Raw genomic sequence first — 26,476 nt, 5'->3', positions numbered from 1 at the left:
AAATCCATGTTATCCCGCAAACTTTTTTCGCTGCCTTTACTTTTGGTTGCCCTGATTGCCGCGCTGACGGGCTGCGATGAAAAAGCGATTATGGAAACTGAAGCCCCTGCTCCTCAGGTTGCCATTGAGGTGATCCAGCCACAGGTTTTATCGGTCAGCGAGACGCTTCCAGGTCGCGTTAATGCGCTGCACACTGCAGAAATACGGCCGCAGGTCAGCGGTATTATTCAGCGCCGCCTGTTTGAACAGGGCGCAGACATTAAAAAAGGCATGCCACTCTTCCAGATTAACGCGGCGCCTTTTGAAGCGGAAGTTGCCAGTGCTCAGGCCGGTTTACTGCGTGCCAAAGCCGGCAATGACAAAGCCCAGCAGCAGGCTGCGCGTCTGCGACCACTAATGAAAACGGGCGCAGTGAGCCGTCAGAGCTTTGATGAAGCCATTGCGAATGCCCGCCAGACGGCGGCAGATGTCGCGCAGGCCAGCGCTGCGCTCAGGCGCAAAGCGCTTGATCTGAGTTTTGCCACCGTTGAAGCACCGATATCCGGACGTATTGATCAGGCTCTGATTTCCGAAGGGGCGTATGTGACAGCCAGTGATAGCACCCCGCTGGCTCGCATCTACCAGACAGACCCTATTTATGTGGACGTCCACCAGCCCGCTGAGGTTTACCACCAGCTGCGCCAGCAGGCAGTGAGTCAGCAGAATGCCGCTACAGGCGTGCCGGTAAAGATTTTGTTACCCGGTGGCGCTGTCTATCACCAGCCAGGCAGGATCCTGTTCTCCGGCATGAGCGTCGATCCCGCAACGGGTGACGTTATGGTGCGCATTGAAGTGAGTAATCCTGACCGCGAACTCCTGCCCGGCATGTTTGTTCGGGTTGAGATCCTGCGTCAGCACTATGACGATGCGCTGCTGGTTCCCCAGCAGGCTGTATCACTTCAGGAGGGTCACGCTGCGCTTTGGGTAGTTGACGACAGGCAACAGGCCCGTCAGGTCAACGTGCACGTCGGGGAATTAATCCATGGCGCCTATCGCATTGCCGAAGGATTACCTGCCGGCAGCCGTGTTGTTGTCCAGGGCATGGATAAGCTCAGCAACGGCACCCAAGTCGCGGCAGTGATTTCAACTGCCTCCCCTGCAAATCTGACCATGAAGGCCGGAGAGTAATATGGCTGAGTTTTTCATCAGGCGCCCGGTTTTCGCCTGGGTTGTCGCCTTGTTCATCATTCTGTTCGGGATCATTGCGATCCCCAAACTGCCGGTGGCCCGTTACCCCTCGGTTGCACCACCGAATGTCACCATCACCGCGACCTGGGCAGGCGCTTCGCCGCAGACGATGAACGACACCGTCGTCAGCCTGATTGAGCGCGAACTCTCCAGCGTCAAGAATCTGCTCTATTTTGAATCATCCACGGACACCTCGGGTCAGGCGACCATTACGGTCACATTCAAACCAGGCACAGATGCCGAACTGGCTCAGGTTGATGTACAGAACCGCATCAAGACGGTGGAATCCCGCCTGCCGCAGACGGTGCGGCAGAATGGGCTTCAGGTTGAATCGGCTGACACCGGCTTCCTGATGATTGTCAGTCTGACCTCCAAAGCCGGGAAAACAGACAGTGAAGCGTTAAGTGACTACATGGCCAGAAATGTGGTTGAAGAACTGCGCAGACTGCCTGGCGTAGGACGGGTTCAGCTGTTCGGCGCGGAAAGCGCGCTACGCGTCTGGATCGATCCCGCCAGACTGCTTTCACTCAACCTGACGATGAACGACATTTCTGCCGCCATCACCCAGCAGAATGCCCAAATCGCCCCGGGACGGGTCGGTGACGAGCCCGCGTTGCCCGGTCAGATGGTTACCCTTTCCTTAACGGTGGAGGGTCAGCTAACCACGCCTGAGCAGTTCGGCCGCATTGTGCTGCGCGCGAATCAGGATGGCTCCAGCGTCAAGCTCTCTGACGTGGCAAGAGTGGAGACCGGTTCTCAGAGTTACAGCATGCTGATGCGTGAAAATGGTCAGAACTCAACGGGTGCAGCGATTATGCTGGCGCCCGGTGCCAACGCGGTAAAGACCGCAGAGGCGGTGTCGACCCGGATGAAAGAACTGAGTCTGTCGATGCCGGAGGATATTCGTTACGCGCTCCCTTTCAATACCGCACCCTTCGTAAAGCTCTCAATCGGGAAGGTGATCCACACCCTTCTCGAAGCGATGGTGCTGGTATTCGTGGTGATGTATCTGTTTTTACAGAACATCCGCTATACCTTCATACCCGCCATTGTCGCGCCGATTGCCTTATTGGGCACGCTATCCGTCATGCTGCTCGCTGGCTTCTCCGTCAATGTTCTCACGATGTTTGGACTGGTGCTCGCCATCGGCCTCATCGTTGATGATGCGATTGTCGTGGTTGAAAACGTTGAGCGCATCATGCGTGAGGAGAACCTCAACCCCCGCGAGGCGACCTCAAAAGCGATGCGCGAAATAACGGGTGCCATCACCGGCATTACGCTGGTGCTCACGGCGGTCTTTATCCCCATGGGATTCGTCAGCGGTTCAGTCGGCATTATCTACCGTCAGTTTGCCCTCTCAATGGCGACCGCAATTCTGTTTTCCGCATTGCTGGCGCTGACACTGACCCCCGCACTCTGCGCCACGCTGCTTAAAATGCCTTCCGATCATGCCCGGCGCGGTTTTTTCGGCATGTTCAACCGCGGCTTTGATCGACTGACTAGCCGCTATTCCGGCTGGACAGCCATTACCCTGAAACGCTCCGGCCGAATGATGCTGTTGTTTATTGCACTGTGCGCAGGAACCGGACTGGCATTCAGTCAGCTATCTTCCGCTTTTCTCCCCGAAGAAGATCAGGGCTACTTCATGACGGCGTTTCAGCTTCCAGCGGAGGCAACGCAGCAGCGGACACTGGCTGTGGTGAAAAAATATGAAGATGCCCTGAGTTCGCGTCCCGCCATCGCAACTAATCAATCCATCATTGGCTTTGGCTTTTCCGGCGCTGGGGCAAACACCGCACTGGCTTTCACCGTCCTGAAAGAGGGCAAGGAACGCGGTGATAACACCACCCGGGGGGAAGTTGAATTTGTCGGGCAGGCGATGCGCGACTCACCGGAAGGCACCATCATGACGATGATGCCCCCGGCTATCGAGGAGCTGGGAAACTCTTCAGGCTTTACGCTGAGGCTGGAGGATCGCGCGAATCAGGGTTATGCAGCGCTGGAAGCTGCACAGACTAAGCTTTTGCAGCTTGCCGCTAAAAGCAGCAAAGTCACGCAGGTTTATCCTGACGGCTTGCCGCCGGGAACGACTGTCCGGCTGAATATCGATCGTGAAAAGGCCAATGCCATGGGTGTCTCGTTCTCCAGCATCAGCGACACGCTCTCCGCTGCGATGGGTTCGCTCTACGTCAACGATTACCCCAATAAAGGTCGAATGCAGCAGGTGATTATTCAGGCTGAGGCGAAAGATCGTATGCAGATTGATGACATCCTCAATTTGTATGTCCGAAGCAGTGAAAACCGGATGGTCGCGATGAAAGCCTTCGTTACACCGGTATGGTCATCCGCGCCTCTCCAGCAGGTCCGCTATCAGGGTTATCCCGCGATGAGGCTCTCAGGCAGTGCTGCGCCGGGTGTTTCAAGTGGTGATGCCATGAAAGAGATGGAAGCGCTGGCAAAACAGTTGCCGCCGGGTTTCGCGGTTGAATGGACCGGCCAGTCGTTGCAGGAACAGCAGTCTGCTGCACAGGCACCCATGCTGATGGTGCTCTCCATCCTGGTGATCTTCCTGGTGTTAGCTGCGCTCTATGAGAGCTGGGCCATTCCGCTCTCCGTATTGATGGTGATTCCTTTGGGGATCGCGGGCGCTGTCGCTGCCGTGATGATTCGCGGATTGCCTGATGACGTGTTCTTCAAGGTCGGGTTGATTACTGTTATCGGGCTATCGGCCAGGAACGCCGTGCTGATTATTGAATTTGCCAGACAGTTATACCAGGAGGGCAAGAGCCTGCGGGAAGCAGCAATCACCGCGGCCAGAATGCGTCTGCGTCCGATTATCATGACGTCAATGGCTTTCGGATTGGGCGTCGTCCCGTTAATCATTGCCTCCGGACCCGCCAGTGAAACCCAGCATGCTATCGGCACCGGGGTTTTTGGCGGCATCATCAGTGCTACGATTCTGGCCGTTATTTTTGTACCGCTGTTTTTTGTCATCGTGATGACTCTGCGAAATAAGCTGATCACTCATGAAAAATGATATGCAAACTGCGCTTCCAGCGGGTATCTCGTCTGATTTATTGTTTCACAGACCTGATATCATGATGGCAACGGCTGTAACACAATAGCGTTTATAGCGCACCCGGCGGCGCTCTTCAGAATAAGCGCTGAGCCGCCGTCCGGGCCGATTCAGATCGATGACAGGATAAGGATGAATAGCAGCGTGATTTTAATTGTCGAAGATGATGTCGAAATAGCCGCAATATTAACTGCCTATCTGCAGAATGCAGGTTTCACGGTAAGCCATGCGGAAAACGGAGCGTTAGCATTAGCGTTTTGTGCAACATCCTCACCTGATTTGATCGTACTGGATGTCCGTATGCCGATTATGGACGGCTGGCAGGTCCTGGCCGAAGTGCGTCGCCGGGGAAATATCCCGGTTATTATGCTCACGGCTAATGACGATGATGTGGATAAACTTTCTGCATTACGCATCGGAGCCGATGATTACGTCGTTAAGCCGTTTAATCCTGCTGAGGTGGTGGCACGAGTTCAGGCCGTGTTAAGACGTACCCAGGTTATCACACGCTCGAAAGATATTTACTCGACCCGATCGCTTTCCATTAACCTACAGCAGCACAGCGTTGTTGTTAAACCTGACGGGGTGGATATTGCCTCACGCCTGACAACAACCGAGTTCAGGCTAATCACCCAGTTCGTGCGCGAACCCAGCCGGGTATTTAGCCGGGATGAACTGCTGGAAGCGTGTTTTCCGGAAGGTGACACATTACCGCGAACTGTTGACAGCCATATCAGTAAATTACGCAAGAAACTCGATGATGCGGGTGTGTCAGGACTGCTGCAGAATGTGAGAGGCTTCGGATATCGCCTGGGAGAGAGTAAATGAAGCAACGTGGTCTTAGCGGGCAACTGAACTGGCTCATCGTCAAAGTCACGATCTACTCTTTTCTGACCTCCTTTGCCACCTATTCACTTTACCCGACCGTTATCGGATTATTTTCAGGTCAGCTGTTGCCACTCGACTTAGACATGGGGACAACCGGCGACTGGATTACCACGCTGGTGTCGACGCTGTTAACGATAGCCGTCTCGGTGTTTTTTTCTGCCCGCTTTGCGCGCCAGATGATCGTTCCGCTGGAGTCGCTGACTCACAGTGCAAAACGCGTGGCTGAAGGGGATTTAAGCGCGCGAGCCAGTCAAGGTGCTATAGAAATTGGCGAGATTAATGCGCTGGTCAAAGACTTCAACCGCATGGCGGAAACACTGGAAACCCTGTCAAATGATAGCCGGACCTGGAACGCCGCTATCGCTCATGAGTTAAGAACCCCGGTGACGATATTGCGTGGGAGACTTCAGGGCTTAGCGGACGGCATATTTGCGCCCGATCATAAGCTCTTCGTTAATCTGATTCATCAGACTGATGGTCTGACGCGGTTAATTGAGGATCTCAGAACCCTGAGTCTGGCGCAGTCGGGACATCTACATATTCACTATGAGCGCGTGAATATCAAAAGAGAGATTGAATCGTTAGCTGAACTGGTGAAAGAGGATTTCAAAGCCAGTCACCATTCACTCGTGCTGAAAGTGAATCCGGCTATTATTGAATGCGATGCTTTACGCTTCCGACAGGTGATGCTGGCCTTTCTGGAAAATGCCCGCCGTTATTCCATCCCGGGCGTTGTTATGATTTCCTGTGAGCAGGATGCAGCAGGCGTCGCTGTGCACATAGACGATGAGGGGCCGGGAATCGATCAGGATTTTGCCAGGACGATATGGGATGCGTTTGTGCGCACCGATGATTCCCGTTCCCGCCTGAGTGGCGGGACAGGCTTGGGTCTGGCGGTTGTAAAAGCCATCGTGCTGGCCCATGGTGGAAAAGTCTGCTGCGAAAAAAACAAATTAAACGGTACGCGATTCTCTTTCTGGCTGCCCGATGCTAAAACAAGTCAACCTGTGCTCAACCCCGTCATCTTGTCCTGATGCGCATCATTTCTCGCTTATATCCCATCTGAAAATGATGACAGCCTGACTTCATGATTAATAATGCATCACCTGCATTTGTCATTGCCCTGGTCATTGCCCTAAAAGCGTAACGACAGGTAACTAACTTCGTGATTCGTGTATCCTGGCGAGCGTAACATCTCAAAGCCTGGCTATGCTCAGCAGAGTTCAACCTGCAACTATGACTATCAGGATATAAAAAGATGAAAAAATTAACAGTTATTGTTATGGCTACCGGTCTGTTTTTGTCTGTGAATTTACAGGCTAACGCCGAAGGATGTCTGAAAGGCGCCGCAGTCGGCAGCGTGGCCGGTCATGTTGCTCATCATCATGGTGTTGCCGGGGCCGCAGCCGGTTGCGCAGTCGGTCACCATATGGCGAAGAAAAAACAGAAAGAGGCCGAGAAAAATCAGCCGGCGCAGAATTAAGCCGGGCTTTGGTTCTGATGTAAAATAGCTGATTGCCGGACACGCTGTTGTCCGGCAATCGCGTAAGACTAATTTTTTATAAAATAGCAGATAAGAGGTTTGACAGTTTGCGGGATATTATCTTTCAGATTTATCAGGTGTAAAAGGAGCCACGTTGACCGGCAATATTCTTTTTATACTGACTCGTTAAAAAATAACAGTAGCAGACTTAAACCATAACCGGCTATTCAGGTATGTTCTTAGCTGATTATTACGTTATTTCCTTCCCTGAGATGTATTCGCTCGACGGCCTAAGCGTCGTGGCTATTACGCCACTCTTCAATTCGCTCCTTTGAGACTTCTTTTTTATAACAAATCGGTGCATATCCGCCCTGCTTGCTCCATGCGCTGCGCCTGCCACAGCTACTGCCGTTACGTGCGGAGTTAAAGGGGCATGCACAAACACCCGGGTATGAGTCGATTGAATCCTCTATGATGAGCTGGCGAATCTGATCATCGGTTTGCTTAGATGTGTTACCTTCAGATGCGCTAACCCAAAAATCATCATGCCCATACACAGAGAAAAGACGATTTTTCTGTTATTCATGATTTCCTCCAGAAGTGAGGAGGTTACGTTAACGCAGAATAAAATCGGGCGATCCTCTGAATAAAAGGCTAAAGATTGTCAACCCGGAGGGATGTTCTTCGCCCGGGGGGAAAGTGACTGATTTTACTGAACCAGGCCAATACGTCTTCTGAGAAAATTTGCTGAATCAGACATAAGCCGCCGCCGGGCGGCAGCGGGGAAATAATTATAAAGGCATTACTTTCTGCACCTCATGCTGAAAAACGTAGGGATCGGAGAGCAGTTCAAACTGCTCATCATCCGGATATGTCACGGCAATCTGATAATTTTCGCCTGCAAAGGCTTTAATCGCCTCGACGTTTTCCCAGTATGTAGCAAGAAAAAAATGCTCCCATTCACCCTGCGTTTCCCTGCGCACACGGGCTCCCAGATTTCCCGGTGTCCCTTCTGAATGTTCTACACCGGTCTTTTGCAGGTGAGTCGCAAAGCCCTCTGCATGCCTGAGCGGTACGCATCCGTGCCATGTTCTGACAATCATTTCGCTCTCCTCATGTTGTGGAACGATTTAAAACATAAAAAAAGTCCATGCTCTTTGTCTATGGTAAGAGCAGCATGATAATCTTTAACCGCAAAATAATTTCGCCTGATCCATGCCCCACCTTACTACCTGCAGGTTCAGAGAATGTGCCAGTCGCGCCGTTATTCTCGTGACTCGTACTGCTTAAAACTGACTCATGGAGAGAGTTACAGATGAATTCCTGTTCGACACCTCGTCTGGCGCTGATAATCACCAGTGCTTTGGGCTGCATATTTACTTTTTTTGTGTGGCTCAATGAAATCGACCGCACTACCTTTCTGGCACAACCCGTACTTAAAGCACTATGGTGCGCCGTTCTCCCTCTGGTGACCTGCTCCCCGTTGATTAACACACCCCGATGTTAGTAATGTCTTCATAAGCCACATGAGGACATCCCCATGAAGAAGCGTTTTTCCGACGAACAGATCATCAGTATTCTTCGCGAAGCGGAAGCCGGGGTTTCTGCCCGTGAGCTCTGCCGTAAGCACGCCATTTCCGATGCCACTTTCTACACCTGGCGCAAGAAGTTTGGTGGCATGGAAGTCCCTGAGGTGAAGCGGCTTAAATCTCTTGAAGAGGAGAACGCCCGCCTCAAGAAGCTACTTGCCGAAGCCATGCTGGATAAGGAGGCGCTTCAGGTGGCTCTGGGGCGAAAGTACTGACGACAGGCCAGAAGCGGGAAGCCGTTGAGTTTATGTGTGATGCGACCGGTCTGTCGCAACGTCGTGCCTGCAGGCTTACAGGTTTGTCCCTGTCGACCTGCCGTTATGACGCTCAGCGTCCATCTGCTGATGCACATTTATCAGGGCGTATCACTGAACTGGCGCTTGAACGCAGACGTTTTGGTTACCGGCGCATCTGGCAGCTACTGCGTCGGGAGGGCCTTCACGTCAATCACAAGCGGGTATACCGTATTTACCACCTTAATGGACTGAGCGTAAAACGCAGACGACGCCGTAAAGGGCTGGCGACCGAACGGTTTCCGCTTCTACGTCCGGATGCGCCGAACCTGACATGGTCGATGGATTTCGTTATGGACGCACTGGCCAACGGTCGCAGGCTCAAGTGCCTGACCTGTGTGGATGATTTCACGAAGGAGTGTCTGACGATCACCGCTGCTTTCGGTATTTCAGGCGTTCAGGTCACGCGTATTCTGGACAGTATCGCGTTGTTTCGCGGTTATCCGGCTACGATAAGAACCGATCAGGGCCCGGAATTTACCTGCCGCGCGCTCGATCAATGGGCTTTTGAGCATGGTGTGGAACTACGGCTTATCCAGCCGGGCAAGCCGACACAGAACGGATTTATTGAGAGCTTTAACGGCCGATTCAGAGATGAATGCCTGAACGAGCACTGGTTCAGCGATATCGTTCACGCCAGGAAAATCATTAACGACTGGCGGCAGGATTATAACGAGTGCCGTCCACATTCATCGCTGGATTACCAGACGCCAGCTGAATTTGCAGCGGACTGGCGAAACGGGAAATATGAAGAAAAACCAACCGACATTACTAACTGAAGGTTGTATCTAATCTTGGGGGCAGGTCACTGGGACTGTCCGTTTTTTTGATCATAAAAAAATGGGGTAAGGGGGAGCCTGTGAAAGGCATGATGAATAACATCAAACTTTTCGCAGGTGCCGTTCTGATGGTTATCTTTTTAGGTTACATGCTGCTCACCACCCTAGTCTGGCTACTTCCGGGTACCATCAGCACCTATACGGCATATAGCGAGTTTTCGGCTGGCAGTCGTAACAGCTGTTCTGGCGTAGATGTTAACGATCCAGATCTGCAAAGACGGATTAAAGTGTGCGAACCTGCGGGAAATTATTTTGGTGGAGGAATGCTTAGTGTTACCAAACGTAGTAATGCGGCAGGCATGACCATTGTTAACTCAGTTCTTAAAGATTGAGACGCAATCCGTCTCTATTCCTCGCCCCGAAAAGACGACCGCAGGCGGGTAAATCGGGCCAGATAATTTTCACTACAGTACTAAATTTGGCAGGCTGCTAAACCCTGTTTACAGACGTCTGACTTACTTCCAGGCGATATAGCCGCCTGGAACGCTCCTGAAAGCACGGCATTATATATGATGTAACTAATTTCAATGGCTGACCCAGCGCGATTAGTTCAGCATTTCGGGAGAATCCCTTTCCTTTATAAAAGCAATCTTAATCGGGTAAACGGAGGCAACCAATATCTCCCATAGTCCTGATCACATCCGCACGCTTAAATGTTTAATTCTGATTTTAAAAAATGATGTATTCAATGACTGCAATATTTACCACAGCCATCAGCACGATTAATTCTGCTTTGTACCCGATATCTTCAGCTGCGCCCTGGCATTATAGAAACGTCGATAGGATAACCAGACGGCGATGATGGTTGACAGGCTGGCGGTGCCTATCAGCATGAACGTCACCATAATCTGATACTTAATCGCCTTGAGCGGATCGATTCCGGCGAAAATCAGTCCGGACATCATGCCGGGCAGGCTGACCAGTCCGACGGTTTTGGCTGCATCCACTGTCGGGATCATCGCTGTGCGAATGCTGTCAGCAATAATCCGGCCTGAGGCGAGCTTCACCGATGCACCCAGGCTCAACATCTCCATAATTTTCTGGTGGTTGTCACTGAAGCGCTGATTCAGGTTGCTGAAACAGAGCCCCACTGCAACCATGGCATTCCCGGCGATCATGCCTGTAATGGGAATGACCTGCATCGGCACAAACGCTATCGCGCCGCTCAGTACCAGAATCGTCAGTGTTATGACGGTGCCGCTGAAGATTGAAACAAGCGCTATCGCAAACGCGTTATCAATATTCTGACTGCGTTTGCGGGCGTTAATCGCGGCATTCACGCAGATAAACAGCACCATCAATACTGTCAGCCAGCGGTTATTGACATCAAAAATCCACTTCAGCACAAAGCCGACGATGACCAGCTGAACAATCGCCCGACAAACACTCCAGACAATATCTTTGCCCATGCCAAGTTTTTCTTTCTGGCTGATCAACAGCGCGATGACGACCAGCGTCAGTGACAGCAACAGCGAAGTGTCACTGATATTATGCTGATTCACGCTCGTTTTCCTTCTCTGACGGTTCAAGGCGCAGCACGTGCCCGGCCTGCTGAATATCGCTGACATCATGACTGATCCGTACCACGGCCACCTTTTCTTCAGCTACGATCCGGTTAATCAGTGAAAGTACAGCCAGCCTGTTCTCCTCATCAAGGGCGCTGGTCACTTCATCCAGTAACAGTACGTCAGGCATAAACTGCAGATTGCGGAGCAGTCCGACACGCTGCTTTTCTCCGCCTGAAAGTTGTTCAACCGATTTTTCCAGCATGTCAGGAGAAAGTTTAACGCTTTCCAGCGCAGCAACGAGCTTGTCCCGCTGTGGATTCTGACGGCGAATCTCCCAGGGCAGCGCAAGATTGTCATAAACTGTCTGGCCGAACAGTTGTGGCGTCTGAAAACAGTACGAAACCTGCTGACGATAGGTCTCGGCTTTTAGCGTGGTGATGTCACTGTTCCTGAAAAGGATTTGACCTGTCGTTGGGGTAATAAGTGAAGCAAGGATTTTCAGAAGCGTGCTTTTTCCGCTGCCGGATGGACCGGTCAGTAACACATAACCGCCCTGATTTAACTGCAAAGATACCGGTCGCAGTAACTGGCGGTCCCCGACCGAAAAAGTCACATCCTGCACAGCCAGCAGGGGCAAAGCTCTGTCCATATTTACGCCTCGGGGCCTGACAAAATTCAGAATGACTGGAGTTTAGTATCCGTAAAAAGCGGGCGTTATGACTCACAGACTGATTACCGGTAGTGTACTTCCCTGCCCTTAAACACAACCGGAATAGCGCATCAGGGGCATCTACTGAGAGGAAAAGCATAGGGCATTACGCTGCGGCTGTTCATCTTTTGAGAACAATTGTGACCGGCCCGGCTGCAGCCGGTCAAAACTGGAAGCGTGACAGACCTGCCAGGCGAGACTTATTTTTTTTCCCAGCTTGTTGAAACCGGATTGGTTACGCTGTTTTTTTCCTGCGTATAGGTGCCGTTCTGCTGCGCGATAGCCTCGCCGGTATCCACAATCGCGTTCTGAATAAAAACGTTCTGCTTTTCATTTCTGATAAAGGTTAACTGGTGAAAGGCCGTTTTATTGCCCCAGTCGGATGAAGGCAGTGAGATAAAGCGTACGGTGAAGGTTTCATCCTCAAACCTGCCCTGCATGACATAAACGCCGTAATGGTTTTCACCCTGAGAAATGATCTTATAGGTGCCGTTATCGTAGTAATAAATCTCCGCATCCGGAAATGGTTTTTTGTCATACATTTTTCGATAGTGCAGAACCTGTTTGATGGTGGGCTGACCAAAGCTGACGGAAAGCTTGTTACCTTCTGCTGATGTCGTCAGACCTTTAGCGTGAGCACTGCTCATCAGCATTAACAGGCTTGTAGTGATCATGGCGGTGGCTTTCACTCTATTTCTCCTTATCGGATTTGGGGGCCAATAGCGTAAATCACCCACGAACTTACACGGCAGCGGGTGTCTGGTGAAGAGGCAGCTAACACCTTATTACACATTGTTATAATCACGACAGGTGACCAGATTATTTCAGAAGCTCACGTCGGATAAACGTTGCCCGGCTGTCGATTGATGACAACAGCCTAATTAAGCAAACTGGCACCGACATTGACCGATAAACCCAAAATAGCCAGGTTAAAAATAAATGAGATAACAGACTGCAATAACGTCAGCTTACGCATCTCTGTTGTTCCGGTGGCGACGTCCGCCGTTTGCGAGGCAACCGCAATGGTGAATGAAAAGTAGAGAAAATCCCAGTAGCCAGGATTTTTTGTTTTATCCGGAAATCTCAGCGGACTCACGCTGTTATCCCGGTAAAGATAGTGCTGATGGGCATAATGCATCGCAAAGGCGCTGGGTAACATGGCCCAGGATGCAATCAGCGTCAGTGCCGTCAGCAATAAATGCAGCAGTCTCGGCGTACCGGTGAGACCTTTAAGCGTGGGGAGTTCACTCAGTATGGCCACAATGCTGACGATACAGGCCACGATCACAATGCCCAGCACCAGTGCAGCACTCTGATCCTGCTGTTGAGCAATGCGCCTGATGCCCGTTGCATCGGTACGCAGCATGCGAAACCAGAGAATACCAAGATAGAGCCAGGCCCAGACATTCCAGCTAATCAGTAACCGCTGCATCTGCCCGGGATGATCAGAGAGCAGAAAATAACAGATCAGTCCGGCAGTGATGGAGATCAGCAGTCTCAAACGAGCATAAAGCGTGGAGGTTAAAGATGTCGGCATCGTAAAACCATGGTGGTTTAATCGGAGTGATAACAACTGTAGTTAAAATCAGGTGAAAATCCTGCACTAAGCATTAATTCTTACACTTTTAATGTACCGGTGTGGGTTCAATGCTGAATCATGAAAAGTGTCAAACAGGTCAGCGCAAGGTGTAATGCAGACAGTCGTCACCTGATGCTGAAATCAACAAATTATAGCGTTGTCTCTGACGCGCTTTTTAAGCGACTCTTTCAGGCTATTTGCATAGTTACACAACAATTAATAATCCGGAATCAGTGAGTCAACTCGCAAATAAAATACTGAATGCTTTAACAGTCATCTCTGAAACATTATTTCTGTGAAGCCAGCTGTCTCAGCAGAAGCTATTAATATTTTCCTCTAATGGAAGTAAGTAAGAAATGGCGGGCTCAGGCGTACTGTTTCCTGATAATTCTGAAAGTCAGTGTAAGATGTTGGAAATATAGCGCTGTGATTAAGTATGAGTCTGATTTGCTGTATAATTACGTATTCGTTTACACAAACGCGTTCTCTGTACATAACGGTTTGTGTTTTAATCCTTGAAAGTTGATGAGGCTCTGAAATTTTATGGATGATGTTGATCTGGCCCAGGAGCGCGAAGAAGCGCATCTCGCCGCTTCTCTGGCAGCCCGTAAGACCAAACTTATAAGTCCCAACGGTTTATGCGTCTGGTGCAAAGATGAAGCTGTCGTGGCCGAAACGGCTTTTTGCTCAGCTGAATGCGACGAGGATTATCATAAGTATCGCCGTGAGCAGAGTCAGCGTATTAGCTGATATTCCTGAGTGAGACATGCTCAAATTAGCACTGATCACATCTCTGTCCTTAACCCGACAGGGTGCCTTGCCCGTTATCCGTAAGGTCATCGTTGTTATGTCAGGCTGCATGTTTTTGCCGTAACTGTCGGCAGGACCTTTTCAGAGGGCAGAAAAGAGACCGGTGTTGATGCTAATTCCCGGTGGTGAAGGCATGCAGACACTGCATGCCTCACTGATTACTTACTCAGGTATTGATTGAAGAAGTCGGTCATCTTCGCAAATGGAATTTTACCCATACGATCGTATAAATCGACATGCGTTGCATCCTTCACGATCAGCAGTTCTTTTGGCCTGCGTAACACCGCCTGTAACACTTTCCGGCCGGGGATCCGGACAAAAACAAAATGTCTGTAACACGGAAGAACTCAACCGGCAGGGACTGAATCGAGAGCGGCCTGCAGCCGGTCAGCGCTTGCCTGCTCGTCATTCTCCATAAAGAAAGCCACCAGTTCAGCAAGCTGAGACGGCGTGACTCCGACATTCATGCTCATATTCAGGTGCGCTTTCAGCTGCGGCTCAGTGCCGGACATGGCGGCCAGCATCCCTACGGTAGCCAGCTCGCGGCTTTTCAAGTCCAGGTTGTTGCGATTGAAAATATCACCGAAAAGATACGTCTTCAGATACGCGTCGGCAGCCGGAGCAAACCCGAACAGGGGGCCGCTGACCGCCTTTCCAGCCAGCGCAGCGCACAGCACGACAACGGAGCAGAGACCCCGTTTCATCAGGTTACGTTCATGACCTGTCTGCTGAGGCGTACTGCTCATCCGTGACCTGCTCCATCCAGTCAACGCCCTTGCCGTCCTGGGCTTCGGCGATGGCAATATGGGTCATGGCAGTCTCCGGTGCGGCCCCGTGCCAGTGCTTAACGCCGGTCGGTATCCACACCACGTCGCCGGGCCGGATTTCACGCACGGGACCACCCCACTCCTGCACCAGGCCAGCACCAGCCGTCACGATCAGCGTCTGACCAAGCGGATGCGTATGCCAGGCCGTGCGGGCAGAAGGCTCGAACGTCACGGTAGCCCCGCCGATACGCGCAGGCTCAGTGCCCTGAAAAGGGGAATCGATACGAACCGTTCCGGTGAAATAGTCTGGCGAACCTTTTACGGAGGGTTTTGCTCCGCTTTGCATAATCGTAATCATCGGGGTGATCTCCTTTGCGTAGGTGACTGAAACAGACAGTGCCAGGGACACTGCAGCAACGGCAAGTCTCTTCATGCAGGATCCGTTTTCCAGAGCTGGAAAAGCCGGACGCGGACATCACGCCCGGCACTTTTTAAGTGTAGGCCTGGCAGGATTGGTTGATAAGCCAGGTAAAACTGAATGCTTATGTGCAGGGCATGCAACAATGACAGCTCAAATCCTGACCGCGCACGATCACGCTATTGATTCCATTCTCTGGCCCCGACTAAAGCCTCTGCTGAAACGCTTTCCGGACATTCAGATAGAACTGAGTGTCGATTATTCGCTGACGGATATTGTGGCAGCAGTTTGATGCCGGCATCCGACCGCGTGATGCTCCAGCAGCGAGCTGCATAATCTGATGACAGCCTCTGCGGTGATCACCGCATGCGCCGTCTGTACGGCGGATTCACTGATGATTTGTACTTTATTCTGCACATTCAGCGCAGCCAGTGCCTGCGGCAATAAACCAGCAGCCAGTGCGGGCGTCGCAGCAATGCTGAGTGGACGATGCTGCTGATGCGCGATCGCCTGTGCGCGTAAGCGAATCTGGTGCAATGACAGCCGCGATTTCTGCACATACTGATGCAGTTGCAACGCCTCTTCTGACGGATGGATACGCGGGCCATTGCGAATAAACAGCGGATAACCCAGCGACTGCTCTAATTCCTGAATCAGGCGAGAGACGGCGGGCTGCGAGCGGTTCCGTGCTTTGGCCGCCGCAGTGACGCTGTCCGCAGAAATTACGGCCGGGAAGACTTCCAGCTGACGCAGATTGAGGTCATTTAATAAGGTCATAGCAAGAGTACTTCCCTAAGTCATTGATCTTTCCCGATAATCACCCGGGAGAAATCCATCATAAAGAGAGTCAGGCAAACCAGCCACAGTGAAAAATCGCGAAGCCCCTGGCATTAATGACGGCATAACGTGACCGTCGGGTGGCCTTGCGTCTCCTGACTCCCGCCCGTTTTTACATTCCAGATCGCGACACGCTAATCCAATGAGCTCAGTGGCATTTTCAGTCCAGGCTAGAATTCAATAGGTAAGCGTCAGCATAAAACCGAGTTAACGGCGCGACTCATCACAAAGAGGACGGAAATATGAAATTCGGTGTGATATTTGAAGATACTGGCGTCGAAGAGGAACATGATTTTGATTCCAAACCTGTTGCCGGCGATTTAGTGACGTTAACGCGTGACGGGGTTGGCAAAGATTATATTGTTATCATTGAGCCTGACCCGGACCACACCCATGATGACGGGCGTGACGGGCATCCAACAAAGGCCAGAGTCCGGCCCGCTTAGCGCACGGTGAGACGCTATTAACCGCCCTCTGAGGCGGTTTTTAGCCTGCTTGCATGGAATAAGGACGACTTGCTTACCTTAGCGGCTTTAGCGCTACATCAGCACGATACCAAAGCGTTTCAGAAGCAAAGCCCAGAGTGCGAAAAGCAGGAGAGTGATAGCGCAGGAGATGAGCAGCGTCAGCCAGAAGCCGGTGCGCTGATAGAGAAAAGGGAACAGAATAAACATGGGCAGTGTCGGCACCACGTACCAGAAGGTGTACCAGGCATGAGCACTAATTTTTGCCTGCGTCTGTCCTTGTACCTTCATCCAGATAAGCACCAGCACGGTAACCAGAGGTCAGGCCGCAAGTAAGCCGCCCAGGCGATCGCTACGTTTAGCCGCTTCTGAAATCAGCACGACCATAAAAGCCGTGATAGCATATTTCGATATCAGCCAGAGCCTGATTGTTCTCAATATTCCTGTTCATCCGACACCTGAGTGCCGGACCGTTTACAATCGTCCCGCTCCGGGATGTCAGCAGACGCAGTTACGGCATCATCCTGCGCAGCGTGTCATCTTTCAGAAAATAGTGATGGAACAGCGCCGCCAGCGCATGCAGACCGATTAACCAGTATCCCAGCGGGGCAAGAGTCTCGTGCCAGCCAATCAGCATACTGGCCGTGGCGGGATCGGGCGATGTCGCCACAGGCATATTGATCCCAAACAGGGCCCACTCTTTGCCACGCAGGTAACGCGAGCTCAGCCCGAGAATCGGTAAGACCACAAACAGCGCATAAATCAGTGTGTGCACCAGATGTGAAAGACCGATCTGCCAGCGTGCCACGGGCGGCGTAATCGGCGGCGTTACAGCACGGGTACGCAGCCAGAGGCGGGCTATCATCAGGATCATGACACAGAAGCCTGCGGAAAAGTGGGTGATCATCACTGCATTTCGCTGCCAGGTTCCCTTCTCTGCCATCCAGCGCAGTTCGATGGTGGCATAGGCGACGATAATCAGTAAAACCGTCAGCCAGTGGAAAAGAATTTGCGAACCCCGGTATTTCTTCAGCATAGATAAACTTCCGTCACTATTTTTTTGCGTCACTATACCAGCTAATTATTAAATCTTTATTAGGCGATTACTGGCGCGTTATGACAGGCCACACGGCTTAATGATACAGGCTGATAAGGATCAATCTGCCTCAAACGCAACGCAGGATCAGCTACGTGCCACAGAGATAGCCTGTGGTTAAAAGTGCCTGCCGCTGACATATTGCCTGCGGCGCTCAGCATTCGATTTCCTCTTGTCCTGCAGACCCACTGAGCAAATTCATGCGTATGAATATCCCGTTAATCCCTAAGGCTAATCAGGCTTTTTAGTTCATTACGCCTTTAACATTCAGCGCTGCGGGTATAAGAAGTTTATGATTTAACACAGCGATAAATCTTAAACTTAACCTGATGTTCATCCTGTAAAATGGCGAAAGCATGCAGCTGACGCGCTGCGTGCCGCCATAAATACACTCCGCACTGGAACGATTAGCCCGCCCTGTGCGAATGTTTCTTTAAGTCAAATCCGCGCCCTGCCGCCATGACCCGCTTGCGCCTCGCTTAACTTTAGTACCAGCGTAAATAAGAGTAAAAATAACGCGCGTTACCGTAACCTTAGAACTCTACATTTCTCATGCAAAAACAGTAACTTCTCCTCTCATTAGAGTTCGCCTATGCTGGCTGCTCACGACATTTTGCGTCAGAGGGATTTGCTATGTTTAACGTACCCGCAACCTACAGTGCAGAGGCTGTTGAGTGCCTTTACGAAGTTATCGACATACTCAACCTGAACGGCGCACGATGCCACGTTATCTTTGATAGTCAGGCGTCCCGCGCCGCGGTGATCGAGGCAGATACAACAGAGCAACTTGGCGAAATGCGCTACCCTGTGCTGGCTGTGCTTGAGATGGAGCGCGTCACCAGCATTAATACCCTACTGCGTATTAAATCATTCTGGACCGATTCAGACGGTGCTCACCCTGAAATAGCGTCAGGCAGCCTGGCGAACGCGTTATATAAAGCGCTGACACTGAAAAAACATATTACGCTGGTGGGATTGTAAATCAGGCTAATAAGGAGCGCGCGCGTTGAGTTCCCCTGGAGCTCAGGCTGTTCAGACACGCGGCAAGAATGTCCTGGGCTGTTGAAGCACTGTGGGAAATATTCATAGAGGACCAAATCTGATCAGCAATGCTATCAGAGATAAATAAGTGCAAATAAATACGGGAACCGCAAACAAAGACTATATGCGCGCTTATTACAATCCGTTTTCCCCCATTTTACTGAAAGCGTTCTGAACTCGCGCGCATCATGATTTTTGGTTATAAAGAGTGATTAAGTTCTCGTCAGCACCAAAGGTGTACAGCTACGTTGGATGAAAAACTACCCGGCATGCTCAGCAGAAAACGTCAGGTAATTTTCGGGTGTAATCAGCTGATAAGGCACCCAGTTAAGCGTCTCAACTTTCTTCTTATCCAGCAGCGCTTTGGTCACCTGGACCGCACCTGTGGCCTGGCCTCTGGCATCCTGAAAAATAGTCAGCGCCATCTTGCCGTTTTTAATGAACTGCTGACCGTCCGGTGTTCCGTCGATACCGGCCACGAGAATTTTTTCATTCTTCGCCTGGCTTAACGCCATGATGGCACCGATTGCCATCTCATCGTTATTTGCGGCGATGGCATCAATCGGACGCTGATTCAGCAGCCAGCCTGACACGACATCTACCGCTTCATTGCGCTGCCATTTCGCCGTCTGCTTCTCAATGACTTTCATGTTCTTATATTTGCTGATAACGGCTTCTACCGCGCGGGTACGTTCCCGAGCCTCTTCATTCGACAGCGCCCCCATAAGAATGGCCACATTGCCTGTGTAGTTCATTTTTTTTGCCAGTGCTTCCATCTGCATTTCGCCGCCCAGCGCCGAATCAGAGCCGACATACGCCATGTTTTCGGGCAATTTCACTTCCGGTTTTCGGTTCACAAAAACCAGCGGAATACCGGCCTTTTTTGCCGCATTAATCATCGGCAAGACGCCCTGGGTATCGACCGGATTAAGAATAATGGCGTCTACGCCCTGGTTGATAAAGTCATCTACCTGCTGCACCTGCAGCGCGACATCACCTTTGGCATCGACAAACTGGCTGTTGAGCTGGCTGGCTTTCAGCTCCTGTTGCATGCGGGTACGAAGTATAGAGACAAAGTTAAGGTCGAAGTTAGCCAGTGCGACGCCAACGGTAAGGGTTTTGGCGTTGCCACTGACACTAAACAGCAGGACGCATAGGCAAAGAAGGAGGTTTCTGATGTTCATAGTGTGTTCCTGTAGGGTTGAGGTTGTTATTGTTTTCATTAACTTTATTTTGCGTCGGGCAACAGGCAGATATCCGACGCACTGCGCTTACAACGTAAAGTGATCGCGGAACTGCTGGATAGCCGCTGTACTATCGCCACTGGCCCAGCCCTCCATAGCCACTGTGCCGCTGTAACCCATCTCCTGCAGCGTTCGGGCGATAGTACGGTAATTGATCTCCCCGGTGCCCGGCTGCTGGCGGCCAGGTACATCGGCAACCTGAATTTCTCCGATGGCGGAACCGCAGCGCCGCAGCAGTTCAATCAGATTGCCTTCGCCAATTTGCGCATGGTAGAGATCCAGATTCATCTTCAGCGCCGGGCTATTGACCGCCTCGACCAGCGCCAGCGTCTCAGACGCCAGGGCAAAGGGTGTGCCTGGATGATCGACCGGCAGGTTAAGGTTCTCGAGTGTGAAAACCCGTCCGGCTCGTTCGCCAAGAAGCGCAACCTGCCGCAGCGTATCGGCGGCCTTCAGCCACATTGCGCCGGTTACCGTTGTCACGGGTTTTACCGGCAGACCGCGATCGTCAAGCCCGGTGCCATGCAGATTCAGTACCGGACAGCCGAGACGTGCAGCTACGGCCAGCGACGCTTCAGCGCTTTGCAGCAGTTGCTGGATTTCCGTCTCATCCGTCAGATTACCGCTCAGATAACCGGTCATAGAGGTAAAGCGCGCACCGGTCGCGACCAGCGCATCGATATCCTTGCTGGCCCATCCCCAGATTTCGACGCCAAAACCCAGTTCGTGAATGCGTTTTACGCGCTCAACAAACGGCAGTTCCAGAAATACCATTTCAGCGCATACGGAAAGTTGATAAACGGCCATCAGCGAGCTCCCAGCTTAACCGGCAGGTTGCGCTGCACAGATTCGATACAGGCCAGCGCGATTTCCAGCGCGTTTCGCGCGTCTTCGCCGGTGGCGCGGGGCGTTTCACCGCTGCGGATACAGTGAGCAAACTCACTCATTTCTGCCACGTACGCTTCGCGCAGCAGATCTGAATCCAGTCTTGACGTATCGACCGAAATTCCGCTGGCGGTATAACGCACGCAGTGATTGGCATTGATGTGGCCCGCCTGAAGCATGCCTTTGCTGCCAAAAACCTCGCCACGCACGTCGTAGCCGTACACCGCCTGAAAGTTTGCCTCAGCAATCGCGATGGCGCCGTTGTCGAAGCGAATAGTGACAACCGAGGTATCCAGCAGGCCTTTATCTTTAAAGTCTGGCCGCACCAGTGCATCGGCCAGCGCATAGACTTCAACCGGCTTCGCGCCGTGATTGAAGTGCAGCAGGGTGTCAAAATCGTGAATGAGGGTTTCAAGGAAAATTGTCCACTGCGGAATCGGGGCGGGATCGTTCAGGCCCGGGTCACGGGTTACCGATCGGCTGAGCTGCGTCGTACCATTCTCGCCGTTTTTCACCGCCGCAATCGCCGCAGCAAAGCCGGAATCAAAGCGGCGATTAAAGCCTACCTGTAACACCACGCTGGCCTGTTTTGCCGCCGCGATAGCGCGATCGGCCTCCTCCAGCGTGACAGCCATCGGCTTTTCACAGAACACATGTTTGCCGGCATTGGCCGCCGCAATCACCCACTCAGCATGCGTCCTGGCCGGCGCCGCAATCGCAATGGCGTCAATTTCATCATCCTGCAGCAGCGCATGCAGATCGCTGTAGGCTTTGTTGATTCCTAGCCGGCTGGCGAGCTTTTCCGCCGCGCCAGGAAACGGATCGGCTACAGCTGCAAGAGTAGCGCCAGGTACACGCCAGGCCAGATTTTCCGCATGGAAGCTGCCCATGCGACCTGCGCCAATTAAACCCACGCGCACTGTTTGATGGTTCATATAAACTCCTTATTATTTTGCTTTAGCCCAGGCGGGCGAGGACGGGTGTTGATGAGATCGTTGCGCATCAGCGGCGAAACGACGGGATTTGGAGAGCATCAGCGGCTCAATATGCTCAAGCGAAACGCCGCGGGTTTCCGGTAAAAAACGACGGATAAACCAGAACGCGATAAGGCATCCCACCGCACACAGCATCAGCGGGAAGGCACCATGAAAGTGTTCCATCAGCACCCGGCTGCGGTTCATCATCGGGAAGCTTTGCGTAACGATAAAATTCGCGACGTACATTGAGGCAAACGCAAAGCCCATCGCTACGGCGCGGATACGATTAGGAAAGATTTCAGAGATCAGCAGCCAGGCACCCAGGCTCCATGAAAGGCCAAATATCAGCACAAAGGCTAACAGCCCCATCACTGGCAACATCCCTCCAGCATCGGCGATAAATGCCCAGGCGGTGAAGACCATAGAGAGCACACATCCCAGTGCCCCCCAGCGCAGCAGCAGCGTCCGGCCCAGACGATCGATGGTACTCAGACAAACGGCCACACCAGCCAGCAGCGCAAGTCCAGGGAAAATGCTGTGAAACAGGGAAGACTGGGTACTGCCGGTGATGTTTTGTAAGAGTGACGGCGCGTAATAGAGCAGGATGTTGATACCGGAGATCTGCTGCAAAATGGCAATGGCACAGCCAATCAGCAGGATATAGCGTGCCCGTGCATCCCGCAGAATGCCGGGCTGGCTGGCCCGGGCGTTGTCATGCTGATGTGACGTCAGGATCTCCTGTAACAGTCGCTCGGCGTGCCGGGCATTTGAAAGACGGGTCAGCACGTCGAGGGCGCGATCTTTTTTACCGTTCAGCGCCAGCCAGCGCGGCGACTCCGGCATAAATGGCACCAGCAGCAGGAATAGCGCACAGGGCACCACGCCGGAGGCCAGCATCCAGCGCCAGCCTTCACTGACAATCCACTGATGCGGCATACCGCGTGCAATCAGGTAATTCACGATATAGACCGTTACCTGTCCACCGACCATCAGCATCTGCTGCAGGCCGAGCATGCGGCCCCGCCAGTCTTTCGGTGAAACCTTCGCGATATAAAGCGGCGTAATCGCTGATGCCATCCCGACTGCCAGCCCACCTGTCAGCCGCCAGAGAACAAACCCGGTCAGAGAACTCGCCAGCGCAGCACCTACTGCGAAGAGCAAAAAAAGTATGGCGGTGAGGATCAGTGTTGATTTGCGGCCAATACGATCTGAAATGAAGCCCGCGCCCCATGCGCCAACGATGCAGCCAGTAATGACATTCGATACTGCCCAGCCACTCTCCCACGGGGTTAAGTACAGATGTTCTGTCAGCGGCTCGATAACGCCGGAGATAACGGAAGCGTCATAACCCAGAATGACGCCACTGAGTGAAGCAATGGCGCAGATAAACAGAATCAGCCGTAAATTATGTTTGCACATAACAACTTATTTTCCTTCGCTTGTTTGGTTCAGGTAACTGCATCCACAGTTGCAAAGGTGATGCCAACCGAAATCCGGGAAATTTTGTGAGCGCTGCCACAGCCCCACCTCACAAATTTGCAACAAAATTTACATGTCAACTTAACATGTCCATAAAATGGGCATTTGATCCCGTGAGGTGGCGTGTGAGTCAGCAACTGTTATTACGCGATGAGAGCGAAGCAATTTTCAGCCTGCCGGACAGGGAAGACGCTGACAGCTGGGATGCGCTGTTATGGCAGAGCTGGCAGCGTTTCATTCAAGGCGAACAGCCACCTGCGCTGCGACAAACTATTCTGCATTCCTGGCAGCGTTCGCAGCAGTACGCTATCGATCCGCACTGCTTTATCTATACCGCCCCGCCAGCCAGTGAGCTGACGGCAATTCTCGAAAACAATGCAGAACTGATTCTTGTTGCGCGCAGCATCATGGAAAATTTGCTCGCCTATAATCCGGATGGGCACATTAACCTCACCGACGCACAGGGGGTAACGCTCCATTTTTGCGGGGCCGACCTGACACCGGTCGGCAGTATTCTGCGTGAAGAGGTATTGGGCACTAACTGTACCGCGCGCTGCCTCATTGAACAGCGGCTGGTGTACGTGCTGAGCGGTGAGAACTGGAAGTTTGATCTGCGCAAACGTCGCCGACAGTGCGCTGCGGCACCGGTCCGCAATGAAAATGGAGAGTTGATTGGTGTGCTGACCCTGACCGCCACGCCGGATAATTTTAACGCCCACACGCTGGGTACGGTTCAGGCGGCGGCGGAAGCTGTCGGGCAGCAACTGATGTTACGACGCCTGCTGGCTGAACAACAGTCCATTCTGGAGACGCTGAATGAAGGCGTTATTGTCTGTGATAAACAGGGACGCATCAAAACGCTTAACCGCTATGCGCGCCAGATTTTCAGCGGGCTGGAACCACGCGATACTCCGATTGATGAACTGCTGCGACCGCAGGCCGGATCGCTGCTGACCATGCCTTTCTGTAATGACCTTGAGCTGCAGTTCAGGCCAGCAGGCCTCGCTCCCCTCTCCTGCCTGATATCGCTAATGCCCGCTCCGGATGGCGGACGCGTGCTGTCACTGCGTGAAAATCAGCGTATCCGCGCGATTACACGACGTGTAATGGGTGTGAACGCCAGTTACACGTTTGAAATGATCCGCGGCCACTCATCACGCCTGCAGCAGGCGATCCATAAGGCACGCGTCAGCAGCCGTACCGACAGCACAGTGCTGCTCAGCGGCGAAAGCGGCACCGGTAAAGAGTTGTTTGCTCAGGCCATTCATAATGCGAGTCCACGCCATCAGGAAGCCTTTATCGCTCTGAACTGCGGCGCACTCCCGCGTGATCTGGTGCAAAGCGAGCTGTTTGGCTATGCCGATGGCGCCTTTACCGGTTCACGTCGTGGCGGTTCACCGGGCAAATTTGAACTGGCTGACGGCGGAACCCTTTTTTTGGATGAGATTGGTGAGATGCCACTTGAAGCGCAAACCAGCTTATTGCGTGTTTTACAGGAGAGCGAAGTGCTGCGTATTGGCGCTGCGCAGCCGGTGAAAGTTAATGTGCGCATTATCGTAGCAACCCACTGCAACTTACCTGAAGCCGTAGAGAAAAACGCGTTCCGGCGCGATCTCTATTATCGTCTGAATGTGATTTCACTGGAAATCCCACCATTGCGCGATCGTCGTGAAGACATTCCGGAACTGGTGAACATTTTCATTCAGGCACTCTGCACGCGTCTGAAGCGTATTCCACCGGTGGTCGCGCCCGAGGCAATGACATGTCTGCAATCCTGGGATTGGCCTGGAAATGTGCGCGAACTCGAAAATGTTATTGAGCGTGTCGTTAACCTGAGTGAAGGATTTGAAATTACCCGATCCGATTTGCCGGAATCGCTGCAGGAGAATTTACCCAGTGATGTGTCCGAAGATATGCCATCCTCACTGCAAAATCTTGAGCGTATGCATATTTTACAGGTTGTAAGTGATCAACACGGGAATCTGCGTCAGTCGGCCCAGTTGCTGGGCATTTCACGAACAGCGTTATACAACAAGCTGAATGGCTGGGAAATCGATTACCGTGCTTTCAGAAAAAACATGCCTTAATCTCTGCAATGGCCTGACTGATTAGCGGCATAAAATCGTACCCGCTGCTGGCCAGCAAAATGCCGCAAATCACCCAAATCACGATAAATACTCCCGCCGTTATGCGACTGACAGGACCTCTGCTGGCCGGCACTGCGCTTTCCCGATGCTCATGCGTGACTTCGGCTGGAATGAGATGCACCACCAGCATGATGCCTGATGGCACGATGATCAGGTCATCGAGATAGCCAATAATCGGAATGAAGTGGAGATCAAGTCGATGGGGGAAACGGCTTTACGCATCTGTATAGCTGCACCTTTTACACGCGTGCTGCGTGCTAAAAACGATCTTACTCATCAATTCTTAGCATCAGAGATATTCGCATCCCAGACTTTCATCACGGCGGATACCGCCGCATCCAGTTCTTTACCGCTTGCCCCATCCCGGGCTTCCGTTGACAGGCCGAGTTCAAAACTGTGGAGCGTTACCGCCAGCGCCCGCACGTCTGTACTGGCAGCCAGCTGTCCCGCCTCTTTCGCTCTCGTGACACATCGCAAAAATCCCGCCCTTGTCCGTTCGCGCTGCACAGTCAGAATTTCACGGATGTGATCATTAGCGGGTGAACAGGTATTCACGGACAGCGCAATCAGGCAGCCGCTGGGATGCCCCGGTTCTGTCTGCATTTTTGCCGAACGGCGCAATGCCAGTTCGACAGCTTCGCGAGGCTCAAACGTGTCATCCCACAGGCAATCGTTAACCTGGCCGTAAGTCGACGCATAGCATTCAACCACCTCCTCAAACAGCGCCTCTTTTGATCCAAACGCAGCGTAAAAACTCGGTGCGGTAATACCGTTACCGAGGTTCGACTTAAGCATGGCAAGCGAGGTGGACTCGTAGCCATACTGCCAGAAAAGGGTCATCGCCTGACGAATTGCCTCATCACGATCAAATGTCCGTGGACGTCCCATCTGAGCCATATCCGCTCCTGTTTTTACCTGTCAGATTTAAATACTAATCGATACATATGTGCTTGACAAGGCTCAGGCCGGTCTATAGCTTCAGATATATACCAATCGATACATTAATCAGAAAATTTTCTGCCACAAGGGTTTTCACGCTATCAACGATTTAAAAAGGGGCTCACGTGCACACCACTTCAGAATTCCATGAAACCACCCCCCAGCGGGGTCTGCCTCTGGC

At 52.2% G+C, this 26,476-nt stretch carries 25 protein-coding genes and 4 pseudogenes; 12 read left to right on the top strand and 17 right to left on the bottom strand.

Annotated elements, in window-relative coordinates; all coding sequences use genetic code 11:
• Positions 1-6 precede the first annotated feature (6 nt).
• The 5 genes from AC6I8J_RS19860 (at position 7) to AC6I8J_RS19840 (ending at position 6,674) form a co-directional block, all read left to right on the top strand.
• Complete coding sequence (locus tag AC6I8J_RS19860) at positions 7-1,167, top strand: efflux RND transporter periplasmic adaptor subunit (RefSeq protein ID WP_161736972.1); 1,161 nt, start codon at positions 7-9, stop codon at positions 1,165-1,167.
• A 1-nt stretch (position 1,168) separates the two neighbouring features.
• On the top strand, positions 1,169-4,264 hold the full coding sequence (locus AC6I8J_RS19855; protein ID WP_497825746.1) for a multidrug efflux RND transporter permease subunit: 3,096 nt from the start codon (positions 1,169-1,171) through the stop codon (positions 4,262-4,264).
• Positions 4,265-4,435: 171 nt separating this feature from the next.
• The gene (locus tag AC6I8J_RS19850) at positions 4,436-5,131 is read left to right on the top strand and encodes a response regulator (protein ID WP_497825745.1); all 696 of its coding nucleotides are present in this window, start codon (positions 4,436-4,438) and stop codon (positions 5,129-5,131) included.
• Positions 5,128-6,225, top strand: coding sequence for an ATP-binding protein (locus AC6I8J_RS19845; RefSeq protein WP_161736934.1), 1,098 nt, complete (start codon positions 5,128-5,130; stop codon positions 6,223-6,225). The genes AC6I8J_RS19850 and AC6I8J_RS19845 overlap by 4 nt, the downstream gene beginning before the upstream one ends.
• Positions 6,226-6,449: 224 nt before the next feature.
• On the top strand, positions 6,450-6,674 hold the full coding sequence (locus tag AC6I8J_RS19840) for a hypothetical protein (RefSeq protein ID WP_497825744.1): 225 nt from the start codon (positions 6,450-6,452) through the stop codon (positions 6,672-6,674).
• A gap of 290 nt (positions 6,675-6,964) precedes the next feature.
• Here AC6I8J_RS19840 and AC6I8J_RS19835 read toward each other — a convergent pair whose 3' ends face one another.
• Both AC6I8J_RS19835 and AC6I8J_RS19830 read right to left on the bottom strand, forming a co-directional pair.
• The gene (locus AC6I8J_RS19835; protein WP_497825743.1) at positions 6,965-7,231 is read right to left on the bottom strand and encodes a hypothetical protein; all 267 of its coding nucleotides are present in this window, start codon (positions 7,229-7,231) and stop codon (positions 6,965-6,967) included.
• Positions 7,232-7,465: 234 nt separating this feature from the next.
• Positions 7,466-7,777, bottom strand: a complete 312-nt coding sequence (locus AC6I8J_RS19830; RefSeq protein WP_497825742.1) for an antibiotic biosynthesis monooxygenase family protein — start codon at positions 7,775-7,777, stop codon at positions 7,466-7,468.
• 437 nt (positions 7,778-8,214) lie between these two features.
• On the opposite strand from AC6I8J_RS19830, the gene AC6I8J_RS19825 reads away from it, so the two are divergent.
• Positions 8,215-9,335, top strand: a protein-coding gene (locus tag AC6I8J_RS19825; protein ID WP_145032956.1) for an IS3 family transposase whose coding sequence is annotated in 2 segments (ribosomal slippage) — positions 8,215-8,473 and positions 8,473-9,335 — 1,122 coding nt in all. Because the reading frame shifts where the segments join, the coding sequence is not laid out codon by codon here.
• Between the two features lie 80 nt (positions 9,336-9,415).
• Complete coding sequence (locus AC6I8J_RS19820) at positions 9,416-9,727, top strand: hypothetical protein (protein WP_497825741.1); 312 nt, start codon at positions 9,416-9,418, stop codon at positions 9,725-9,727.
• A gap of 390 nt (positions 9,728-10,117) precedes the next feature.
• Here the strand turns inward: AC6I8J_RS19820 and fetB are convergent, their stop codons facing one another.
• The 4 genes from fetB to AC6I8J_RS19800 form a co-directional block, all read right to left on the bottom strand.
• Positions 10,118-10,897 carry an iron efflux ABC transporter permease subunit FetB gene (gene fetB / locus AC6I8J_RS19815; RefSeq protein ID WP_497825740.1) on the bottom strand — a complete coding sequence of 260 codons (780 nt, stop codon included), beginning with the start codon at positions 10,895-10,897 and terminating at the stop codon, positions 10,118-10,120.
• Positions 10,884-11,552 carry an iron efflux ABC transporter ATP-binding subunit FetA gene (fetA, locus tag AC6I8J_RS19810; protein WP_222925788.1) on the bottom strand — a complete coding sequence of 223 codons (669 nt, stop codon included), beginning with the start codon at positions 11,550-11,552 and terminating at the stop codon, positions 10,884-10,886. Before fetA ends, fetB begins: the two co-directional genes overlap by 14 nt.
• A gap of 260 nt (positions 11,553-11,812) precedes the next feature.
• On the bottom strand, positions 11,813-12,301 hold the full coding sequence (locus AC6I8J_RS19805; protein WP_222925787.1) for a hypothetical protein: 489 nt from the start codon (positions 12,299-12,301) through the stop codon (positions 11,813-11,815).
• Positions 12,302-12,489: 188 nt separating this feature from the next.
• Positions 12,490-13,149, bottom strand: coding sequence for a DUF1345 domain-containing protein (locus tag AC6I8J_RS19800; protein WP_161736497.1), 660 nt, complete (start codon positions 13,147-13,149; stop codon positions 12,490-12,492).
• A gap of 585 nt (positions 13,150-13,734) precedes the next feature.
• Between AC6I8J_RS19800 and AC6I8J_RS19795 the strand changes: the two genes are divergently transcribed.
• Complete coding sequence (locus AC6I8J_RS19795) at positions 13,735-13,941, top strand: TraR/DksA C4-type zinc finger protein (RefSeq protein WP_222925786.1); 207 nt, start codon at positions 13,735-13,737, stop codon at positions 13,939-13,941.
• Positions 13,942-14,159: 218 nt separating this feature from the next.
• On the opposite strand, the pseudogene AC6I8J_RS19790 reads toward AC6I8J_RS19795, so the two are convergent.
• From AC6I8J_RS19790 to AC6I8J_RS19780, 3 genes and pseudogenes are all read right to left on the bottom strand, one after another.
• Positions 14,160-14,276: pseudogene (locus AC6I8J_RS19790) on the bottom strand (alpha/beta hydrolase); the annotation flags it as partial.
• A 72-nt stretch (positions 14,277-14,348) separates the two neighbouring features.
• Positions 14,349-14,747, bottom strand: coding sequence for a carboxymuconolactone decarboxylase family protein (locus tag AC6I8J_RS19785; protein ID WP_260058574.1), 399 nt, complete (start codon positions 14,745-14,747; stop codon positions 14,349-14,351).
• Positions 14,716-15,201 carry a (R)-mandelonitrile lyase gene (locus AC6I8J_RS19780; protein ID WP_260058576.1) on the bottom strand — a complete coding sequence of 162 codons (486 nt, stop codon included), beginning with the start codon at positions 15,199-15,201 and terminating at the stop codon, positions 14,716-14,718. The genes AC6I8J_RS19785 and AC6I8J_RS19780 overlap by 32 nt, the downstream gene beginning before the upstream one ends.
• Here AC6I8J_RS19780 and AC6I8J_RS19775 point away from each other — a divergent pair.
• A pseudogene (locus tag AC6I8J_RS19775) lies at positions 15,200-15,500 on the top strand (LysR family transcriptional regulator); the annotation flags it as partial. The gene AC6I8J_RS19780 and the pseudogene AC6I8J_RS19775 sit on opposite strands and share 2 nt — an antisense overlap.
• Here AC6I8J_RS19775 and AC6I8J_RS19770 read toward each other — a convergent pair.
• Positions 15,490-15,963, bottom strand: a pseudogene (locus tag AC6I8J_RS19770) (LysR family transcriptional regulator); the annotation flags it as partial. The pseudogenes AC6I8J_RS19775 and AC6I8J_RS19770 sit on opposite strands and share 11 nt — an antisense overlap.
• Positions 15,964-16,265: 302 nt before the next feature.
• Between AC6I8J_RS19770 and AC6I8J_RS19765 the strand changes: the two are divergent.
• The gene (locus tag AC6I8J_RS19765) at positions 16,266-16,469 is read left to right on the top strand and encodes a hypothetical protein (protein ID WP_013196355.1); all 204 of its coding nucleotides are present in this window, start codon (positions 16,266-16,268) and stop codon (positions 16,467-16,469) included.
• A gap of 93 nt (positions 16,470-16,562) precedes the next feature.
• On the opposite strand, the pseudogene AC6I8J_RS19760 reads toward AC6I8J_RS19765, so the two are convergent.
• A pseudogene (locus AC6I8J_RS19760) lies at positions 16,563-16,874 on the bottom strand (DUF3147 family protein).
• A 124-nt stretch (positions 16,875-16,998) separates the two neighbouring features.
• On the bottom strand, positions 16,999-17,523 hold the full coding sequence (gene cybB / locus AC6I8J_RS19755) for a cytochrome b561 (RefSeq protein ID WP_222925784.1): 525 nt from the start codon (positions 17,521-17,523) through the stop codon (positions 16,999-17,001).
• 693 nt (positions 17,524-18,216) lie between these two features.
• Here cybB and AC6I8J_RS19750 point away from each other — a divergent pair.
• Complete coding sequence (locus AC6I8J_RS19750; protein ID WP_161736492.1) at positions 18,217-18,564, top strand: hypothetical protein; 348 nt, start codon at positions 18,217-18,219, stop codon at positions 18,562-18,564.
• A 320-nt stretch (positions 18,565-18,884) separates the two neighbouring features.
• On the opposite strand, the gene AC6I8J_RS19745 is transcribed toward AC6I8J_RS19750, so the two are convergent.
• The 4 genes from AC6I8J_RS19745 to AC6I8J_RS19730 all read right to left on the bottom strand — a co-directional run bounded on the left by AC6I8J_RS19745 (position 18,885) and on the right by AC6I8J_RS19730 (position 23,149).
• Positions 18,885-19,808, bottom strand: a complete 924-nt coding sequence (locus AC6I8J_RS19745; protein ID WP_161736491.1) for a substrate-binding domain-containing protein — start codon at positions 19,806-19,808, stop codon at positions 18,885-18,887.
• Positions 19,809-19,895: 87 nt separating this feature from the next.
• The gene (locus AC6I8J_RS19740; RefSeq protein WP_497825739.1) at positions 19,896-20,675 is read right to left on the bottom strand and encodes a TIM barrel protein; all 780 of its coding nucleotides are present in this window, start codon (positions 20,673-20,675) and stop codon (positions 19,896-19,898) included.
• The gene (locus AC6I8J_RS19735) at positions 20,675-21,688 is read right to left on the bottom strand and encodes a Gfo/Idh/MocA family oxidoreductase (protein WP_497825738.1); all 1,014 of its coding nucleotides are present in this window, start codon (positions 21,686-21,688) and stop codon (positions 20,675-20,677) included. Before AC6I8J_RS19735 ends, AC6I8J_RS19740 begins: the two co-directional genes overlap by 1 nt.
• Positions 21,689-21,700: 12 nt before the next feature.
• Complete coding sequence (locus AC6I8J_RS19730) at positions 21,701-23,149, bottom strand: sugar porter family MFS transporter (RefSeq protein ID WP_497825737.1); 1,449 nt, start codon at positions 23,147-23,149, stop codon at positions 21,701-21,703.
• Positions 23,150-23,334: 185 nt separating this feature from the next.
• Between AC6I8J_RS19730 and AC6I8J_RS19725 the strand changes: the two genes are divergently transcribed.
• On the top strand, positions 23,335-25,296 hold the full coding sequence (locus AC6I8J_RS19725; RefSeq protein WP_497825736.1) for a sigma-54-dependent Fis family transcriptional regulator: 1,962 nt from the start codon (positions 23,335-23,337) through the stop codon (positions 25,294-25,296).
• A 336-nt stretch (positions 25,297-25,632) separates the two neighbouring features.
• Here the strand turns inward: AC6I8J_RS19725 and AC6I8J_RS19720 are convergent, their stop codons facing one another.
• Positions 25,633-26,253, bottom strand: a complete 621-nt coding sequence (locus tag AC6I8J_RS19720; protein ID WP_222925779.1) for a TetR/AcrR family transcriptional regulator — start codon at positions 26,251-26,253, stop codon at positions 25,633-25,635.
• Positions 26,254-26,476: the final 223 nt, after the last annotated feature.

Source organism: Pantoea sp. X-Soil-ISGK-355 (genome assembly GCF_059730805.1).
The sequence above is the reverse complement of the archived record's forward strand: the minus strand, read 5'-3'. Positions and strand labels throughout refer to the sequence as shown.